Raw genomic sequence first — 22,485 nt, 5'->3', positions numbered from 1 at the left:
CCACGACATACTCCGTGGCTATGAGCCTTTCATCGATACGCAAAACTCAACTCAACCTACTCCCCTCGCAAGCTGTCCACCGGATTCGCAATGGCCGCCCGAATACTCTGAAAACTCACCGTAAGCAGGGCGATAGCTAATGATATGATGGCAGCCCAGAGAAACACCCCCAAATCTAGCTCTATCCGATAGGCAAAGCTTTGCAGCCATTTGGTCATGGCCCACCACGAAAGAGGTAAGGCTATCAAGAGTGCATAGAAAACGAGTTTAATAAAGTCTTTCGACAACAGATGCACCAATCCTGAAGTAGAGGCGCCCAATACTTTCCGAATACTGATTTCCTTACTGCGCTGTTGGGCAATAAAAGTAGACAAGCCTACCAGGCCGATACAGGCAATGAAGATCGCCAGAAAAGCAAAAACGCCAATGATATTGCCTATTCGCTGCTCCGCCTCATACATGCGATTAAAACGTTCATCCATAAAGGAATAAGAAAACGGCTGGCCAGGTGCCAACTCATTCCAGGTTGTTTCCAGCGTGTTGATGAACGCAGGTAGATCTGTTGTACGCAAGCGCATCGTAATATTGGTCTGGGAACGGCCAATAAAAAGTGCCAATGGTCTGATTTGTTGGCGGAGGTTTTCGTAATTAAAATCCTGTACTACGCCAATTACCTTGAACACATCCAACTCATCACCATCTCCAAAACGGCTTAGCTTTTGTCCAATAGGATCTCCCTCGTAATAGGTGGCCATGGTTTCGTTGATAATCACCCCCATAGAGTCCGTGGCGAATTCGGTAGAGAAATCTCTTCCTTGCAATACCTCCATCCCCATCGTTTCTACATAATCATAATCGACCCGCCAATTGTTGACGAGCATGGCATTACTGAGTTCTGCTTTTTGCCCCACAAAAAATGAACTGCTATTGCGATTAGAAGATACTGGCAAAAAACCACTAATGGTCGCGTGCTCCACCGCGCTATTGGACAACATACGTGTTTTGAACGCTTCAATATTATCGCCCAGAGCATAGGCTTCATCCAACATCAACAACTGCTCGCGTTCGAAGCCCAGTTTTTTGTCTTGGATGAAATTGAGTTGTTTGTATACCACCAACGTACTGCATATCAGAAATACCGTAATCAGAAATTGGAAAACGACCAATGTATTCCGCAGATAGGGTGTTGAGCGCCCCTCAGTAGTACTCCCCCGAAGGGTGTTAACGGTTTTGAATTTGGCCAGAAAGAAAGCAGGGTAACTCCCAGCCAGAATGCTGGTCACTAAAGTAAGTCCAATAGCCAGTACTACAAATTGCCAAGAAAAAACATCCCGGTAGCTAAATGATTTTTCCGCCAGAATATTGAACTGCCCCAAAAGCAGCAGCACCAGCCCAGTAGCCAGAATTAAAGATAAAAAGCTCAACAGAAAGCTTTCGCTCAAAAATTGTTTAACCAGATCTTGTGGCGTAGCTCCTACTGCTTTACGAACACCTACTTCTCTGGCCCGAATAGCAGAACGGGCAGTAGATAGATTCATGAAATTGATACAGGCGATAATCAGAATAAAGAGGCCAATCAGCGAAAATATCCACACGTATTTGATATCACCATTGATGCTCATTTCACTGTCCCTGGCCGAATACAAGTGAATGTCTCGAAGCGGGAATAACGAGTAGTCAAAAGCATTACCCGAAGCCAGAAAATCACTCCAGGGCATACCGATGTATGGTTCTACCTCCGGCGCAAAATAATTACTTACCAGGTGGGTGTTCATCTTTTCGGCAAAGGCAGCTACATCGGTTTGTTCATTTAGCAACACATAGGTTTGAAAATTCATATTGCCCCACTGGTCACTACGGCTATCTTCCAGGCTGGAAAGCGACAGTAAAAAATCGTAACTGAAGTGGGTATTGGAAGGAATTTCCTCCATAACACCCGTTACCACAAAATTCAATTCATTGTCTAACAACAAAGATTCGCCAATGGGATCTTTTGTACCAAAATACTTCTGCGCCATCTCCTCGGTCAGCACAACGCTATTCGGGCTTTTTAATACTTCATCGGGTTGGCCCTGCAAGAGGGAAATGCCGAAAAATTGAAAGGCCGTACTATCCACAAAGATGATGTTCTGCTCATTGAAGTGACGATCCTCGTATTTCACTAGGTAACTTCCTCTGGAGCGGAAGCGGCAAAAAGTCTCCACTTCCGGAAAATCGGCTTTCATGGTTGGCCCTACCGGTGCGCCCGCCTCCGCCGTTGAAATCACCTGATCTCCTAGTCGGCCGTCGGCGTCTACCCGATAAATCCGTTCAGCAAAAGGATGGTATTTATCGTAACTGAGTTCATCTTCGACATACATAAATATATAGATGAAGGCAGTAAGGCCAAGCGCTAAGCCAAGCATATTGACCAAGGTATAAAACTTATGCTTCTTGAGGTTTCGCCAAGCTAAGGTGAGGTAGTTACTGAACATGATAGTCGTATTAGATGTTGAACCAACGCTATCAAAGACAGTGACAAGAGGGAAAGGCTGCGTAGGCTTATTTCACCACCAGTTTGATGATCTCCTCTCCTCCTGCGTGACGCGCTCTGAGCACATATAAGCCAGCGGAAAGCCCTTCCAAGTTCATAACAAAATGATTACCAGAAACCAACTGTTCCTTTACTACTCGGCCGTTGAGATCATGCAGTCGCAGTTCCACTTCACCAGACTGAACATTGAGGAACCCAAATAGCTCTCCACGAGCGGGGCTTGGATAAACTTGCAGGCCTAATTCAACGCCCTCCATTTTTGCTGTACGAATTTGAGAGTATTCAAATTGGCCATCTAAATCGTTTTGACGTAAGCGGTAGTAATATCGTGTACCTGGCCTAACATCCTTATCAAGATATTCGTAATTATTGACCTGCTGAACCTCATCGGCAGCAAGTACTTCTCCTATGGCAGTAAACTCCCTTTCGGTTTCACTGCGACGTTCTATTTCAAAGCCTGCGTTATTGTATTCGCTTGCCGTTTTCCAGTACAATTGAATGGCATTTTCTCGTCCATAAACATCAAAGGACAAGAGGTCAACCGGTAAAACAACTAGCGAGCAAAAGTCTAGTCTCCATGAGGTGAGTTCTCCTCCATCTTGGTTGGCGTTATCATTAACTCTCAATGTCCAATCTCCTGCAACGGGTAAGCCATCAAAAGCAGAAAGCGGTTCCTCTGGTCTAAATGTGCCACCCTGACCCAGTGGAGTACAGGGTGCAGAACTTACGGGAGTAGCAGCAGCATCACTTATACTCAAATTAAAGTCGTCACTGGACCCACATTCTCCACTCCAAAGTAAAACTTCTGGGGCTCCTCCTGGGCCAATAAGCCGAACCGCAAGGTCTGCAACCCAAGTATGTGTCCCACGAATATTAGAGACGACAAGCCCATCAACTGTGCCGGGGTTATTTATAGTGAGGACAGAATTTATCTCTGGCCTGTCGATACTAGAGATGAATTCCGTCGTGTTTTGTATAAAGGAAGCTGCGCAATCTGCTGTTCTAAATTCACGTGACAAAGACCAAGGTGTATCACCACAATTCGTCGTGGCCTTTACACGCCAATAATAATCGGTCAGTCCTTCTAAGGCAGCATCCAATGAATAGGAATTCGTGTTGACCGTTTCCTCTACTTCCAAACTTGCAAAATTTGGATCGAGAGCAACTTGAACGTCATAAGAGGTCGCATTTGATTTTTGCATCCAAAAGAGGGTTGGGATTAATCCTATATCAACCGCATTGTCAGCTGGCAAATCAAGCGTGGTTAAACCGGCAGGTTCTTCTACGGTAAGCACATAATTCAAATTCCTAACAATGGAACCGCTTGTCCCTGTAATCGTAATTGTATAATTCCCCTCCGATAGGCCAGATGTATTACTGATTTCAAATGTAGTCGCTGAACCTGCGGCGATTATTGGACTGTCAAAAGTCAAGGAAGCACTTCCTGGCAGGTTGGTGGCACTCAATGTAACATTCCCGGTAAAACCAGAAACAACCGATGTCGAAACGGGTATATTGGATTCAACATCTCCTGGACATATCGTCGATAATGGACTCGGCAAGTCCAATAGATAAGAAGGTGCGCTAGAAACTTGAATTTCAAAATCCGAAGCGGATATATTGTAAAAAATATTGTCTGAACAACGCACTTGAACTCTCGCTGTTGTCGAAATCCCTACGGGTACCACAATATCTGCAGTCCCATTATTGGTCACACTATTTGCAAGGGTTACAGGATAAGTTAATCCTCCGTCGTAAGACAGTAGGATGTCCACATTGGCACAAGAAACAGGGGCTACATTGGTTCCAGCCACATCCCAGCTAACCGTATGGGTCTGGCCTTCAATCCAAATCACACCACTTGTAGTAGGCGAAGTAACCAAAAACGGACCGTTTGCAACGGTCGTGACTTCGATGTCATCTTCGGTCGTACAAGACATACTGTTCGTACTATTGTCTCGCACCGTAACTCGAAAATCCATTGTTCTAGCGACGGATGGCAATACCTCCCAAGTAGGAGTCGTGCCGTTAATCACAGCAGCTAAATTTGGAAGGTATCGTCCACTTTCATCCGAAGGAGGTAAGGAACGGAAACTGGGCCCTTGCGTATTCGTGGACTCCGGCGGGATTTCTTCCGCCAGATCATTATTGAACTGCTCCCAAGTAAAGGTTAATGGATCGTTGTCTGTATCTGTAGCAGTAGCTTGCAAAAGTAATGGCGTAGAACTTGGAACGGTTACGTCTGCTCCAGCAAAAACCGTTGGAGCTGAGTTTGCACTCGGAAGAATAGCGGCACAACTGGTACTCAACATTCGTGCTGACATCTGCTGAATACTAATTGCATGAAAATAATAATCAGGAACATTTTGGATCTGATTCGCACAGTTGGATGTTACATAACTCATGAGCGTACTTCCTGCTCCTGGTTCCATTGCACTGGTTGATGATCGTTGGCATTGTTCACCTTGGGTATGTCCGGCGCCAAATTGGTGTCCCATTTCGTGAGACCATACTTTCAAAAACCGAGGTTGAGTAATTCCTCCGGAGCTAGCTCTCGTTACTCCTCTTGCCTTACTTGATCCGCAAAGCACATTTAGTCCTGCTACTCCACCGCTTCCTCCGCTATTGCCTAATACATGTCCAATATCAAAATTCGCGCTACCAATGGTCGCATCAAGATTACTGATATTCTCCCCCAACATTGCGCCAGCGTCATTATTGGTATACGGATCATTCGCTCCGTTGTAATAGAAAATATCGGTTAGGTTAGCTATCAGTATGAATCTAGCGGTAATATCTCTTTCATACCATTCATTAATTTGATTAATACTGGTCACGATGTGAGCAGTGACGGTCGCGTCATCAGCAGCATTACCCGCCGAAGATGCTCCAAGCGTTGATGTTGCGTATTCTCCAGTCACTGCAACGGCAAGTCGGTAAGTTCGAAGCTGACAATCCCCGGCAGGAGAAGCGCTCTCCAAATCTCTAGGTTCAATTAATTTTTCATCCACGGTTCCACATTCAAACGGCTCCGTGTTCACAGGTAGATCGCGTTCGTAGTAACTTAAGTAGTGTTCGATATCCCCATTAGAATAGGGCTTAAGAAAAGCCAAGCCTTCTGGAAGTTGCATCATTACGTTTAAACCGTTACTTGTCCAATCAAGACGAATACGATGGCTTGGGTCATTTACACCATACCCATGATACGTTTTAAAAGAGGGAAACTGCGCGGCTAAACCTGGTTCCATCATTGAATATTCGACCAGGTAAAATGCCTCTATCTTTCCACCTGGCATCAGTAATTCGAAAGGTTCAGATTGGTTAGTTCCTGTGGCTTCTTCTCGTGGCGCGCTGTCCAGGATTAGTCTTAATCTATCGATATCAAGAAGCAGGGTTTTATACTCATTGGGGGTGATGATACGCTCAGCAATTTCTCCAGCATCAAATAAAACGGATTCATTAACCTCGGTCAGAGGGGAATTTGTTGTCTGAGAAATCAAGGTGGGAAAGAAACAGAGCCAGAAGCAAGTGATGAGCGCTAAGCATTTCATAAACCGTAGAGCTTTTATAATAAAAAAATCAATATAATACTTTTACTCAAGATGGGCATTACCTATTTTCCTAAAAAAGAAGGATTTGTCTGACTCTTATCATACCCTTTTATTGTCCCCGGAATAGAACCAATAATTGTATTATTACAAACATACTTGGAGTGCCTTCTCCCCTTCTTTCCCCCCAAAATGTCTTCGATATAATTTACCGTCTTTTAATATTATGCGTTCGTTACTAGGGTGGGGGTTCTGCGTTCTGTGTCCGTTTTTTCACATAAAAACTTCTTCATTAAAGGGATAAATATCATAAACATGCATTGATGAGGGTCAGCAAAACACGAGACATAAAACCTCAATTTTAGGTTGTTCTAAAACCACCAACCGATGCGTTATTTCCTTTTATTCCTAATTCTGATCCACGGATTAATCCATTTATTGGGCTTTACCAAAGCTTTTTCTCTGGCCCCTGTAGAACAATTGCAGCTACCAATCAGTAAGGGCAGCGGCATATTGTGGCTGGTGGCAAGTTTGTTATTTGGGCTTACTGCAATATTGCAATTTAGAGACTCCTCTTCTTGGGCTTTATGGGCTTTTGTCGCCATCGCAATATCTCAATTCTTGATCTTCCTGGCATGGCAGGATGCCAAATGGGGCACCATCGCCAACTTGATTATTTTAGTAGCGGCAGTGGTGGCGTTTAGTAGCCATATATTTGAACAATCCTTCCGGCAAGACGTCAAGGAGCAACTATCGCAAGCGACTTCCTCTGCCGGATTGTTAACGACTTCAGACATGGTTCATTTGCCTACTCCCGTAAAGCGGTACTTACATTATACAGGGGCAGTCAATCAGCCCAAAGTACACAATATGGTCGTTACTTTCCGAGGACGCATGCGTGGTAAAGATGAGGATTGGTTCAACTTTACTTCTCGGCAATTCAATGACTTTAGCGATCCCGCTCGCTTGTTTTTTATGAAGGCCAATGTAAAAGGTCTGCCTACGAATGGCTATCATGCTTACCAGGGTCAGCAAGCGAGTATGCTTATCAAAATCTTATCGCTTTTCCCGGTGGTAGATCTCAATTCAGAAGAACTTTTCCGTGCCGAAACGGTCACTTTCTTCAATGACATGTGCCTTTTTGCACCCGCTGCACTGGTCGATCCTCACATCCAGTGGGAACCCATTGATTCAGTAAGTTGTCGCGCTACTTTCACCAACCCAAAAACAAGTATCTCCGCCACCCTTTATTTCGATGAAGAAGGGAAGCTCATCAATTTTAAATCACGTGATCGCAAAGAAATCAACGTGGATCAATACCTGCCTTTTTCTACCCCTGTGAGCAGCTACCAACCTTTCGGAGCTACCGATCAGTTTCGCCTGATGGGTGATGGGCAAGCGGTCTGGCATTATCCAGATGGCGCATTCCCCTACGGCGAATTCCATACGGTAGAGGTGAGGTATAATGTTGAGGAATTGTAAATTTTGACATTTAACCAATGAAGAAAAGAATCAAAGCGCAACCAGGTTAAAGCACTGCTTTGTGAAAAATATTGGCGAGTAATTCGTAGAATTACTCGCCAATATTATCAAATATCTTACTGCACCACAATGATGGTGGCTCGTCTTTCCGTTATCGTTTGTACTACTAATAAGTAACTACCTATTTGCAATGGCAATTGATAATCGAAGGTATAACTGGTAGCATTCTCGCCCTGCCTCCGGTCTAATGGAATTCCGTTGAGGTCGTATAGATTGAGATATACCTCTGCTGTATTATTTAATACAACATCTACTTCAAATTGACCTTGATTAGGGTTGGGGCGAACGAAAAGGTCCTCTATTTTCAAGGTACCTAAAGATGCTCCGGGAATGGTCGTTGAATCCGCGTGAACAGTGATTGTTTTGTTTAAAAAGTCTTCACAACCTCCAGCTCCTGCCAGTAATCCCAATTCGTATTCCCCAGGAGTATTGAAGACAANCCAGTATTGATTTTGCAGCTGTTTCACCAATTCTACTACGCTAGGATCATAAACCCAGTTAACCGTTTCTGGTGCAGGCCAACTGGTTTCCAAAACCACCACGGAGTCATTTACAACAACATCTGATGGCAACACCATTGAGGCTATTAACAGTTCTGTCGTGTAACTAAGCGTAATATCTTGATCTGCGGTACAACCAAAAGCGTCTTCCACTGACAAGCTATACGTCCCAGCCTGATCCAAAAATGGCCGGCTTTCGGTACTGTTAAACCCATCAGGGCCAGATACTGAAACAGCCGTATATTCCTCTAATTCCAAAATCAAAGGATCATCCAAACAAAGCGTAGTATCGGCGGGGAGTCCTAGTTCTATTCCGTCGCCAAGTGGAACATCCACTAGCAAAACACCTTCACAGCCTTCTGAATTCGTGGCTGTAACACTGTACCCTTGTCCTCCAACCAAATCTTCAACGGTAGCCTCCGTCGCGCCGTTGCTCCATACAAAAGTGAAAGGTTCCGTTCCTCCTGTGGCTTCCACGCTGATACTTCCGTCAGCAGCAGTTTCACAAGTAGCCTCAATTAATTCCGTGCTAACAACATCAACGACAAGCCCTTCTTCCAGATCAAATTCAGCCGCCTGCTCACAGGTGTTTTCATCGGTGACGGTCACTCCATAAGTACCGGAGGCTAAGTTTGAAGCAATTGCGGTGAGTTGACCTTCTGGATCATTCCAGCTATAAGTCAAGGTACCGGTACCTCCTTGGGCCAATGCTTCTAGTAGTCCGTTATCGTCTCCCAAACAATTTGGGAGCGTACTCGACTCCAGGTTGATTTCAATGGCTGCTGGCGCACCTAGTTCTACCGTAATTGTAGTACTACAATCCTGGTCATCAGTTACCGTGAGGTCATAAGAACCCGCACCAATATTTTCTAATACTGAGCTATTCGGCAAGCCTCCATCCGACCAATTGTAAGTATAATTAGGCTCACCTCCACTCACCTCTACGCTCAGGCTACCATCGGCACCGTCGGCACAAAGGGGCTCCTGTAGATCGAGAACATTAACCTCCAATACCTCTGGTGCATCAACTATTGCCTCAAGTTCTTGCGTGCAGTCGTTTTCATCCGTAACCGTAACACTATAAGTTCCGCCAACCAAACCGGTTGCTGTAGCACTCGTCTGATTAGCAGCGGCTGTATCCCATTCGTACATGAACATACCTGCTCCGGTAACCTCCACGGTAGCCATACCATCATTAGTATCTCCACAGCTTGCGTCTACAACCGACACAATTGCAGCTTCCCAGGGGTTCTCTGATGCTATCAGAAATTCACCAGCTACTTCGCAAGCATCGGTTCCTGCAAGGGTGAAATTGTAAGTATCAGCACCCAAACCACTCGCCAGTATTTGTGTTTGGCCATCCACTTCCGTAACATCTACATTAGGTGGCGTCAGGTTCCAATTGAGTTCCACATCCGCTAGTGGAATGTTGGTTGTAATAATTACCTGCCCCGTCGCAGATGCACAATCCGTAGGCTGCACTTCGTCAATAGAGAAAACGGGCAAGGAATTTTGCGGTACTTCGGCAGTCAGTGTCACGTCACAATCATTAGCATCCGTGATCGTCAGGTCGTAGGTACCTACTGCCAGTTCATCTACAAAGTCCGTACTGGCGCCATTGTTCCAATCATAAGAATAAGGCATTACGCCTCCTTCCACATCGGTCTGGATCGTTCCTACCGTATTACCATCACAGCTGGCAGTGGCTTCGTAATCAGCAACAAGAGGACTAGGATTGAGTAATTCCAAAGAAGCCGTTTCCGTACAGGCAGTGACCGCGTCAGTAACCGTGACGGTATACACTCCGAAAGGAAGGTCCATTATTTCTGCTTCAGAAGCTCCATTACTCCACTGATAATTAAAAGTACCACTTCCTCCATTTACATTTACCTGCATATTTCCGTCACTAAAATCGTGGCAGCTTGGACGATTGCCCTGAATACCAACGATAGGTGTCGAAGTAGTAGCCAAGTCGATCATCGCGGAGCTTTCACAACCGTTATCATCCGTCACGGTTACCGTATATGCTGCTGCAGGTAAGTCTGTGAGTGTCAAAGCGTCTGCGCCAGTATTCCACAAAACAGTGTATGGAGCCATGCCATTGCTAATACTGAGGCTTAGTGCCCCAAGATCTCCCCCTTCACAGAGGTATGTTGTAACATCAATTGATAACTCAGGAGGAGCTTCCAAAGCAACCACCCCAGAGGTAACGAGTGTACAGCCATCGGCATCCGTTACTGTGAGGACATAGTCGCCCGCATCCAGTGCTGTAGCAAAAGGGCTATCTAATAGTGGGTCATGCGACCACGCGTAATTGTAAGGTGCGGTGCCTTCTTCGAAGGTAAAACTTAAGCCTCCTTGCCCATCTTCACATAAGGAAGGGGTCATTACCACATCACTCATTACGGGTGCATTTTCATCCGAAAGATTGACCGTCTCCGTGAGGGTACATCCTGCTTCGTCGGTGACCATAACCGTGTATGTGCCCGCAGGAAGATCGGCAGCCAAAGATGAATTGATCCCTGCGTCATGGCTCCAAGTATAATTGATTGCCCCAACGGCATTGTTAACACCAATCTCGATTTGGCCATTAGCCGTAGAACAATCCGGATTTTGAGTTTGCGTTACGCTAACTTCTAATAGCGGACTAGCCACTACCGCAAATGATTCGGTGATGATACAACCGTTAGCATCTGTAGTGGTAAGCTCGTAGTTTCCTGCCGAAAGGTTTGTCAAGGCTGTACCCATTTCTTCACTGTCGTGTGACCATAATAGGTCAAAAGGCGCTGTGCCTCCTACGACTTCTACCGTCATGCTACCATTTTCTTCGCCACAGGTCGTTGCTTGTAGTTCATTGGCAACAATGGCCGTTGGGCCAGGGATATCGGTGACTTCAATACTCGTCTCTACGGTACAATTATTTGTATCTGAGATTGTCAGGTCATAGGTTCCTGCCGGTACTGACATTAGCTCCCCTGTGTCAAGGTCTCCATCGTGCGCCCAGGAATAGGTAAGCTGCCCTGTCCCGCCAGTTGCGGTCACCAAAGCGCTTCCATCATTGGCACCACAAGTACTCGAAACGAGAGACTCCACGGTTAACTCAGGACCACTCTGCCATTCGATGGTCTCACTCACCGTGGCGGTACATCCGTTGTCATCGGTTATCATCACGCTATAGGTGCCACCAGACAAGTTTTCTGCCGTATCACTATCAAGTAGTGGGTCATGGCTCCATGAGAACGTGTATGGCATTGTACCCCCTGTTGCACTCACCCTCATTTGTCCCGTATTGTTTTCGCACAATGCATCTTGAACGCTCACTAACGACAAGGTCGGACCACCTATATCTTCAACAGTAAAATCAAGGGTGGCTTCACAACTGTTTTCATCCGTGACCAGTACCGTATAGCTTCCTGCTGACAAGCCAGTGGCGGTATCCGAATTCAAATCTGTATCATGGCTCCAATCATAGGACAGTACTCCAGTTGCATTAGCAACCATCACACTCAAGCTACCATCGGCTTGGCCACAATTGGCATCTAGCTGCTCCGTAATTTCGATAGCGAGTGGAACACTTTCCGCAATAACAAATGAACTACTGAATGTACAATCATTCGCATCTGTGAGGGTTACATCGTAAGTACCTCCTCCCAGATCGTCTGCAAAGTCGCCCGTCAAAGTCGCATCATGGGACCAACTATACGTGTAGGGTGCGGTACCGCCCATTTCCGTAAGAAGTAGCGATCCATTGGCCTGCCCACAAGTACTGGGCAACTCTTCTAGCAATACTATTCCTGTAGGGCCCGCTACGGTTGTAATACTTATCTGCAAGGTACTTTGGCAACTATTTGCGTCTGTTACCGTCACTTCATAATCTCCGGCAGCCAACCCATCAGCAGAAGCAGCATTCAAATTCTCATCATGCGACCAACTAAAGGTGAAAGGCTCTTGCCCGTTATCAACCTCAACGACTGCTGCCCCTGTGGCCGAAGTACAAGCACTTTCTTCCGTACTCAACAATACCAATGAAGGCGGAGTCTGGAATACAATTGATTCCGTGACAATAGCGCTACAACCTGCGGCGTCCGTTACGGTCAACGTATAGCTGCCGCTTGACAAATCTGTTGCTGTTGCGCTATCCAGATCAGCGTCATGGCTCCAAATGTACTGATACGGGGCTACTCCTTCTGTGACCTCAAACTGTAATGATCCCGTGCCATCTTCACAAGTCGCATCTTGGCTATTCTGAAGACCGACAACTGGATTCAGTGTTTCTGCTATATTTATGGTCGTAGTGGTGGTACAATCATTTCCGTCTATTACAACAACCGTATATGCTCCTGCCGAAAGGTTCTCTGCCAGTGCTGCGTTCAAGTCAGGATCATGATCCCAGCTGTAAGTCAATCCACCGGTCGATCCATTTACGGCAATTTCGATTTGCCCATTCTCCTGGCCACAGTTTTCGTCCTGTTGGGTCACTATGGCTATTTCCAAGACTTCACTGGTTTCNACTTCAAAGGTAGCCGTGATAGTACACCCATTGGCATCCGTAGCTACTACCGTATATGTTCCTCCGGCCAAATCGCTCGCTGCGTCACCGGTAAGGTCTACATCGTGTGACCAAGTATAAGTAAATGGGGCTTGCCCGCCCTCTGGTGTAACCTCTAAGCTTCCATTAGCAAAACCGCAGGAGGTAGCTTCATTCAGGGTCGCTACCAAAGCTGTTGGCCCTGCTACGTCAAGGATATCAATGGTTAATACATCCATACATCCATTCTCATCCGTAACACTCACAAAATGCTGTCCTGCGGGGAGATTATTGACACTGGCCGTTGTCTGTGTAGGATCGTGTGACCAAGTAAAGGAATAAGGAGCAAGGCCGCCCTCTACAGCTACACTAGCCGTTGCAGTGGCTGCCCCACAAATACTGGCCGTGGTGCCCAATATTGACAACTCAGGTGCCGCCAACAAGTCAACGGTTTCCGTTACGATTGCTACACAATCATTATCATCTGTGACCGTAATGCTATATATCCCGTCATCTAGCCCCACAGCAGTTTCACTATTCAAAAACATGTCATGGCTCCAGGTGTAATTGTAAGGCTCCTGGCCTCCGGTAACCATCAGATTGATCTCGCCATTGCCGTTGGAACAATTGGCATCTATCACGTTGGTTATAATCGAAGGTCCTTCGTTATTACCCACAATAATGGACTCCAGTACTCCTTCACAACCTAATGCATCAGTTGCAGTAACGCTGTAACTTCCGGCACTCAAATTCGTTGCAGAGGGAGCATTTAGACCAGCATCATGGCTCCACGTATAGGTGATCGTCCCCTGGTTATTCGTGGCTTCTATAATAATAGAACCGTTGGACGTAGAACAATCCGCAGCATTCACCTCCTGTAAACTCAGCGTTATTGAAGGTGTTCCCGAAAGGGGTAAAATAACGTCGATTCTACAATCATTCAAGTCGTAAACAGTGAGGTAATAATCACCCGGAGGCACACCACTTATTGTTGGACTATTATTACCCAATACTTGTCCCCATTCGTAGGTGTATGGCGGACTTCCACCAATCACTTCTACCGTCAGGCTACCATCAGGTTGGCCACAGGTGGACATTATTTCTTCCACCACAATGATATCCGTAGGCCCAGGTGTTTCCAGTGAAATATTGAAACTAATTTCATCCGTACAACCGGACTCATCCGTAACCGTGATGGTGTAGTCACCAGCATCCAGGTTATCCAGGCTCCTTGTATTGAAAAAGTCATTGTGTGACCAGGTATAAACATAAGGAGGGTTTCCTCCAGTAGCCTGAACACTTGCACTACCTTGGCCATCGCTACAATAGCTAGGTATTAATTCTTCTATTTCCAGAACTGGCGGTGGGTTTATATTCGCCACCTCTACTAACAATTCCGTTTCACAGTCATTAGCATCCGTCAGCGTGACTACATAATCACCTGGCAGTAAATTTCCTGCTACCGGATCATCCAGATTGAGATCATGGCTCCATGCATACGAATAAGGAGGAGTGCCTCCCTCTGCTTCTACGGTTGCTTGCCCGGTGGGTTCACCACAATTTGAGGAAAATACTTGAAGTAAGGACAATTCTAAAAGTGCAGGTTCTAGCACTTCAGCAGTGAGGCTTGCTTGGCAGCCAACTTCGTCCATAACCATCACGGTGTATTCTCCGGCAGGCAAATCCAACGCTTCAGGAGCATTTAAGCTACCATCGTGTGACCAAGCATAGGTATAGTTACCGGTACCACCAGTGGCGGTGACCGCAATACTACCCGTTTCGCCAAAACATGGCGCGGGCGTTACCATATCCAACGCTAATTGCACTGCGGGAGAATCTCCTACGACGACATCACCAGTACGTATACAACCAGTGACGTTATCGGTAACGGTATAGGCGTAAATTCCACTAGCCACATTATTTACGGTGGCTGTACCTGGAAGGCCGCCCGACCAAGCATAGGCGTAATCCCCAGAACCATCGTTAACGGTCAAGGTGATACTACCATTTTCTAATTCACAAGTAGCATCCGTAACTGCCTCCAAAACGGTTGGTGGCGGAACAAAATCGACTTCTACACTAATATTGGCGGTACAATTCGCTGCATCCATTAGTACCAAATCATAGGTACCAGCACTCAGATTATCAATGCTAGCAGTGTTTGCCGAATTTGACCAAGCAAAGCTGTAAGGTGGGGTACCGCCAACTCCTTCTACGATAATAGAGCCATTATTGTCGGTACAGAAAGCATCTACCACTGAAATAATATTAATGGTCGGAGCAGCTACCTCACCGATCAGTACTTCTAAAGTTTCTTCACAATTATTGGCATCCGTGACGGTTACCAGAACTATTCCAGCATTTAAATTAGTGGTCATAGGTGTATCATCACCGTTGGGCCAACTATAGGTCAATTGACCGGTACCTCCAGTGGCCTCAACCTCGGCTGTGCCGTTGCTCTGTCCACAAAAATCGGGGGTGCTTTCGATCAACGTGATTTCGATAGCTAGTGGGTCTTGTACGACTACATCTTCTAAAAGGGTGATACAACCGTTAGCGTCGCGGACTTCAAAGGAGTAGTTTCCGTCGTCCAGCCCGGAGAAAGTAGCTTCATCACTGAAGAGTTGTCCGGCGAGGCGGTATTCGTAAAGAGGGGTGCCTCCGTCGGCAAACAAGGTTACCATACCCGTCGCATCACCATTACAAAGTGGCCCTTCATTACTGCTCGCAACAAGGGTAAGTGCAGTAGGCTCATCTATTGTCAGGGGAGCAGAGGTGACGGTACAGCCATTCGCATCGCTTACTATTGCTTCGTAAGTGCCTGCTGACAGGCCGTTGGCGGTAAGCCCATCAATAGGTGTTCCTCCGTTAATGCTGATGGTATACGGTGGGCTGCCATTTGTAGGCGTGGCCATGATGCTGCCTGTTGCAGCTCCGTTACAGTCCACAGCAGTAGCAGCAAAATTAGCGGCAAGTGTGATACCATCAGCAACAACGACATCCGCTACTATAATCTGACAACCGCTGCTTTCCTCCACCAGTATATCGTAAGTATTGGCAGATAAGCCGGTAAAAATGGGGCTCGCCTGAAAACTGCCCCCATTATCAAGGGAGTATTGAAAGTCTCCACTTCCACCAGCAGCCGTAACGGTAATGCTTCCGGTACTTCCACCCTGGCAAGCGACATCGGTAGCAGCAGCACTGGCGCTAAGGGTGACTTGGTTGGTGAGTTCAACGATGAGTTCTTCCGTGAAGGCACAACCATCATCGCTTTCAACCACAAATTCGTAGGTATCAGGCGGCAGGTTGTCAAAAGTAGTTTGCTCAACTGGCGGTGCTCCGTTTACGGAAACCAGAAAAGTGCCAGGAGCAGGGTCTCCATCTACTAAAATCGCCAGACTAATGCTACCATTGGCTAAGCCCGCACAACTAGGTTGCACCACTTCATCAATGACTGCTTCGAAGGGATCTACCCCGGTGACCAAAGCGGAAAAGGAGGCTATACAGCCCAGGTTATCCATAATTTCATAATCATATTCGAACTCTCGCCCGAGTCCATTGCGCGTGGTACTACTTCCTTCGGCAATATTATTGACTGTAAACCCATCGGGGTCCAGCCAGGTGAGCGTGTATGGCCCTTGGCCACCTATGGGTGAGATCGTCAGCGAGCCATTATTACTATCGGGACAAGGCGCTGAGGGCGTAGAGGTATAGTCGGCGCTCAGGCCTCCGTTGATAGGGTTCAAGGCCGCACTTACCGAAATAACACAACCGGCAGCATCACGAATACCAAAATAATGTATGCCCGTACCAAGGTTTTCAGCGGTATAGGTAATGCCTGGTATTTCGTTGCCTGCAAACACAATGGTATAGGGAGGAACACCTCCACTAGCGGTGATCGTAACCTGACCATCACCAGAAGATAGGCAGGTCTCCGGAGTCACCGTAGTAGTACCCGTCAGTGGTTCGTAGTCATAGGCATCATTGGGAATTTCAAACTGAAATTCCCGAAAGCAGGTGGCCGCATCGCGTAGTTCAACATAGACAGTTCCTGTTTCAAGTAGCTCACTTAGCACGTATACCGAGGCACCGCCTGATAGTGTTCTTGCATCGTCTATTGTCTCTACAAATACCTGGCCATAGACTAGATTAAACGGCCCGGTACCCTCGGTAATAGTGAATTTCCCGTAACGCTCGTAATCACAACCGACTGGTGGTAGCAACTCGAACTCGACATTGAGTGGAAAATCGTCACGCTCATTAACCCGTACAGTAGGAGCGTTTTCAATACAGCCATTAGCGTCACGTACCCGAACAATATTATTCCTTCTATTGGCTGCCAAAAGAGGAGAAGTACTATAGACTCCATCGTTAATATTATACTCATAAGGGGGTGTACCACCCGTTGTGCCGCTTACTTCGATGAGCCCGCCAGTACCATCACATTCGCGAAGTTCCAAAACAGTAAGTTCACCAATATCCAGTTCATCCGGGCCAGTTAATACAATTGGCACAAAATCTTCACTGTCCAGCCAGCGGCCGGGAGCCTGGGCGAGGCAACCCTCCACTTGAAAATCATCTGTGCCAGCAATGAGGGAAGACTTGACCTGCACACCATAGCCCGTTCCCGGAGGCGAGGCCGATAAACTTGTAAAAGTAACGCTTCCCGGTTCTGCCAGATCCTTCGTGTCAACAACCGTTGCACCGGCAGGAACAGGAGTAAGGGTAGAAAACTGCACCAGTTCAACCCGGTATTGCCCGTACCCGCCGCTTACTTCTGCCGTGATGAAGCCATTATTTTCTCCGAAACAATTAATATCTCGGGTATCGACTACACTGATGGCTAAGGGCGCATCCGGCTCCACAAATTGGTCAGCCGTAATACTCATCATGTTCGTCGACTCACAGTCTGTACCCGTCTTTTTTACCATTATATCAAAATCTCCGGCGAAGCGATCCAGATAAATAACGCTAATACTACTACAATCTCCTAGTGGATGTGAAGTAACGACCTCAGCTTCTTCCTCTGAAACAGAAAAATACGTAGCTCCGCCATCCGTAGAGATTTCGTAAGCTACATGTGGCAAGGGGTTTGGATTACTACTTTTACAGGTAAAAACCCCATCTATAAAAACATTGATTCGGGCAGTACTTCCGGTACAATAAATAGGATCTACTTCTACACGGTCAATCGTGATTTCAAATTCTTCATCGACCCTGGCTACAAGAGATGTTTCACACCCCAGGCCATCACGCATAAAACAAGTATAGAAACCAGCGGGCAAATCGGTAAAGACATTATCCGGCCCGTAGGTATTGTCCGTCTCCACTATTTTATATTCATAGTTTCCATCTCCTCCCGAGCCTACCAGTCGGATGAGACCCTCAGCTCCTCCGTAGCATTCTACGAAGAGATCATCGAAGCTCGATTGCAAGTCTAAACCGATGGCCATATTGGCAGGAATGAAAAAACTTTCAAACCGCCGGCAGCCATTGACATCCTCTACACGCGCTTCATGCCAATAAGGTGCTACTTCATCAATAACCAAGCGGGTATAAGTGCCAAAGTCAGTGGTACTAGTAGGCGTCACTTCAATATCATCGATGAAGGCGGTATAAGGAGCCCGGCCTCCATAAACATCCAGCGAAACCTGCCCCGAATTGGGCGTACAACCAGACACTGCAACTATTTCACTTTCAGGTGCTTCTACCCGGTCTATTTGTAGCGGGTCTAATGTTACTTCAAAGTTATCGGACAGCCTACACCCATTGTCCTCTCGGGTGTAAGTGATTTCATAGTTCCCCACACTAGCGGTTGTTTGCAGCAGGCTTCCCGCCGATTGGTTAGACCAGCCCCTCGCAGTACCGGGAAAATCTAGGTTATCTAACCTTATATAATAAGTAGGTGCTCCTAAGGGTACCTCGATTTGAATGTCGACTTGTCCAAATTCACAGCCAATATCATAGTCGGGGGTCTGCGGGAATTTAGTTACCGTCCCTAATTGAGCGGCAGCTGGCGGTCCCGGCACCGTAAACACATCGGACAAAGTAGTACATCCTCCCATTGTCAATCGTACTTGATAATCACCCGGATCTAGTGATTGGTAAAATATTGCTGTAGTGTAATCTGTGCTGCTGTATAAAACATCTCCATTAGAGTCTAATAGTTCATTTAAAGGATCTGGTAAAAAGCCGGGGAAATTGGTCCAGACATCTGCAGCGCCTTGGTCATCCGTACAGGTACCTCCTTCCGCTGTGACATAGTCCACCTCCCAGAGTTGTATTGCCTCCACCGTAATCGTGGGTGTCGCAACAGTACAGTTGCTGGTGACGTTCTCGTCATTGACGTTTAGTGCAGTGATATTGACCACATAATCTCCCGCTTCTAGGCCTGTAAAGGTGTATGGTAATTCTCCAAGTAAGATAATGTCCGTTGGGACAACAAAATCGGACTCATCCGCTCCTACCGGCTCCAATTGTACCCGAACATCCGTATCAGGTGGCAAGTTAGACACATCCAAGGCTTCGAGTGTGAGGGTACCGTCGTCTCCTCCGGCACAAGTAGCCGTCGTTGATATTTCAAAATCGCTGGTCTGTATCGACGGACGTACGGGGAGGTTACTGGGGTCAAAAATGATAAAATTGTCAGGATTGCCCCCCAAGCAGGGTCCTCCATCCAATCTTACCCGATATTGGATATCAGTATTATATGAGGCCTCGAGTCGAATATAATTACGGGTCGAAGGGCCACTGTAAAGATCCCAGGTATTGCCGCCGTCCAGAGAACGTTCAAAAATGAAATATCCTCCCGTAAATCCAGGTTCGGTACGCGCATACAAAGAGTACTGCCCCCCTTCGCAGACTTGTTCTATTGGTTCACCTTCCTCTCCAACAGCTACAAAGCCTGTAATACCGCTCTCGATCCACATCGTCACCCGGAAGCGCCAGCCCCAATTGTCGTTGTTATTAGCACTACCATCAGCACTCGGGACATTCTCTGAAAGTATTTCAAACTCCCTTTCAATCCCATGCTCTCCATACTGTGCCTGCATGGCAACTCCCGTGGTGTATATTCTGACATACTCATCTTCCTCTTCACCATTGTTAAAAATATTACCAAAATTGCCATCGAATTCATAAGCTATAAGTCCTCCTATAGCGGCATCACCTATCTGGAAACCAATAGCATTATCACAAAGATCCAATATGCCATTGCCCGGGTAGGCGAGTGTCTCATCGGCCAGGACATAGGGCAAGTCCGTTCCATAATCCATATCACTAAACCATCCGGTAGAAGATACATTCCTCTTCGCTCCATCCCAAGAAATGGGTGGGGATATGAGTTGGTCATTAAATTTCAAACTCCCCCGAACTTTCCATACCGGGTCCGGCCCTCCGTTGTCATTGTCTACGGGGAAATTGGAATAGACCTCCAGCAATTCAAGCTTATACCGAATGGTCTGCTGAGCCGCAAGTTGCAGGCTACAAAGTGCCACGAACATAAATATGGGTAGGATAGTCTTCATAACAATGTTGATAATAAGGTGCTGAGAATGATTTTGCAGCTGGGTTCAAACGTTCCTTAATATTGCGCAGAAAATAAAGTGCGATGTTTCTAAGTTTTTCAAACAGCTAACACACTTAAAGTGAAATACTTAGCTCGCTATTATAAAAAACAACCACGCAGTAGCCGCGAAGCGACCACGAAGTAGCGGCGTAGCCCAATCGTACTTTATTTTCGTACTGTTCCTTAGTAGTCAATAGTCGTTTTTTCACTGAGTGGCGACTGGCCACCATCTTTATACACAGCCCTTAGCTGGTACTGATAAGTAGTATTCATGCGAAGTGGCCCGCGATCCAGAAACTGAAAACGCCTTTGCCCTTTTCGTCCGCTCTCCTCTAGTACGTCTTCCACAGATACATGACTGATAATCCGGGCCGGGCCCTTTCCGGGAGAACCACGGTATATCTCAAAGTGGCTAAACTGTTCATTATTCGGAACGTAGCTCCACGCCAATAGGATGGTCTTTTCCCGGCGGTCGGTCGTACTGTTTATTTTTCCTACGGCTGAGCGAATGAAGTTATCTACAACTTGCCCGCTCAATACTTGCGAAGAAGCCCGCAAATCTGACCAATCCACGGCGTCAAGGCGGTATTCGTAGGGTTTTCCCGGCGGCAAATCTGTTTCCAGGTAGGTCCATTCTGTTGGGAGTTCTTGCTGGTCATAAGTCACTAGTAGTTGCCAAGTACTATCTCCCGCAGGCCGACGATATAGCTCGTGCTGCCGCAGGTCGGAAGCTTGGCTCGGCCGATAGTGAATCTCTAATTCGGTATTCGTTGCTTCCATATTAATTAGTAGCGGAGCAGAAGGAGGTATCGTATCCGGTCGCATAAGCACTACGTAGTCTGAGAATGGAGAAGGATTATGACGATAATCCAAGGCCGTTATCTTCACGTAGAGCTCCCGGCTCAACGTAGCCAAGGTCGTTTTATCGACAAAGAAGTTGCGAGTAATTGGTGTGCCTGTGGCCAGGCTGTATTCCGCTTCGGGGTCATTGGCCAGCCAGATGCGGTAGCCCAATAGATCTGGTTCTTCATTTCTATCCCAGTTAATGATCACCTGTCCGTCTTCCATGATCAGGCCCCGCAAGCCTTCCGGTGTTTTCGGTGGTGTGGTATCATCGGGTTCAATGAAAGCCGAATAGGAGGAGAGTTCCCGATCATATTGATCGTAGACATGGACTTCATAAAAATTGCTCCGCAGCGGGTTCTGATCTCGGAACGTTCGGGTACTCGCAGGCAGCAAGCCGCTAATATCCTCGTGCTCGCTCTCATCCGAAGAGGATCGGAAAACCCGGAAGCCGTTGATGGGAAAATCCGAATCAAAAGTCCAATTAATATCAAAACCGCCTTCGGAGGCCGGAAAAACGGAACTTATGGAAGGCGCAGACTCCGGCAGGGGGTCTAAGCCCATGCCCTGTATGGGGTCAGATGGTGGCCCCTGGTCTCCGAAAGGAGTGGTGCCCAATACCCGGAAGAAGTACGGGCGATTATTCTCCGGGAATGGTGCCTGGTACAAAGCCACCTCTGCACGGCCCGGTTCTGTGAAGGGTACAAAGGGGCTTTTGTTCACCTGTTCCCAAGTCAGACCATCAGCGGAACGTTCAATATTGTAACTCGTATAGTAGCTACGTAGCACATTGTAACGCCATTTAATCGCAGCCTCTTTGTCACCAAATTCATATTCTAATTCTGACACTTTTGGTGGCGGTAGGTTATTGGAAACTTCTATGCTGACGTAGCCACTCTTCAGGCTGTCCAAACGAGCAAAAGGCGTGGCCAGCGCCAGGCGATAGACGTAGGTTTCTCGCTCATCAACATCCCGGTCAGTAAAGCCCAAAGCTAAAAGGGNAGCCGCAGACCAGGAGTGATCGGCCGCGAACAAGCCAAAACCGAAGCGGTTTTCCAAATCTTTGGCGGCATTGATGAAACTGACTTCTCCCTCGATTTCTTCCAACCAGAAGCTCTCGCCGTGAATCGCCTGACCACCGATGGCTACGTATTTATCAGCGGCGCCCGCTTGTTCAAAAGCAGCTACGGGTGCGGGCTTTAATATCGTATCGTTGAGCTGCCGCCCTTGCGCGCGCTCGGCAGCAGACAAAAGTTCCCCATCCCGCATTACCGTGTAGCGCAGTACATTCACACCGTGCTCACGTAGGTGTCGCCAGAGCAGTGGACTACTAGGTGCCCAACGCAGCTGCACGCTATCCAGTGAGGAGCGCGCAATGACCGCCAATTGGTGCAGATCATCTTGCCCACTTAACGCAAAACTCA

4 protein-coding genes are annotated in these 22,485 nt (G+C 47.0%); 1 reads left to right on the top strand and 3 read right to left on the bottom strand.

Going from position 1 to position 22,485, the window contains the following annotated elements; translation table 11 throughout:
• Positions 1-56: 56 nt before the first annotated feature.
• Both A3EU_RS0124225 and A3EU_RS31675 read right to left on the bottom strand, forming a co-directional pair.
• On the bottom strand, positions 57-2,474 hold the full coding sequence (locus A3EU_RS0124225; RefSeq protein ID WP_020538789.1) for an ABC transporter permease: 2,418 nt from the start codon (positions 2,472-2,474) through the stop codon (positions 57-59).
• 67 nt (positions 2,475-2,541) lie between these two features.
• On the bottom strand, positions 2,542-6,084 hold the full coding sequence (locus A3EU_RS31675) for a reprolysin-like metallopeptidase (RefSeq protein WP_020538788.1): 3,543 nt from the start codon (positions 6,082-6,084) through the stop codon (positions 2,542-2,544).
• A gap of 384 nt (positions 6,085-6,468) precedes the next feature.
• Here A3EU_RS31675 and A3EU_RS0124215 point away from each other — a divergent pair, with 384 nt between their 5' ends.
• Entirely contained in the window at positions 6,469-7,563 is a 1,095-nt protein-coding gene (locus A3EU_RS0124215; RefSeq protein WP_020538787.1) for a DUF6544 family protein, read from the top strand.
• Positions 7,564-7,679: 116 nt separating this feature from the next.
• Here the strand turns inward: A3EU_RS0124215 and A3EU_RS34400 are convergent, their stop codons facing one another.
• Positions 7,680-20,177, bottom strand: coding sequence for a SprB repeat-containing protein (locus A3EU_RS34400; RefSeq protein ID WP_020538786.1), 12,498 nt, complete (start codon positions 20,175-20,177; stop codon positions 7,680-7,682).
• Positions 20,178-22,485 lie beyond the last annotated feature (2,308 nt).

The organism is Lewinella cohaerens DSM 23179, from assembly GCF_000379805.1.
Lineage (GTDB): Bacteria > Bacteroidota > Bacteroidia > Chitinophagales > Saprospiraceae > Lewinella > Lewinella cohaerens.
Note: the sequence above shows the minus strand (reverse complement) of the source record. Positions and strands in the feature narration are given on the sequence as shown.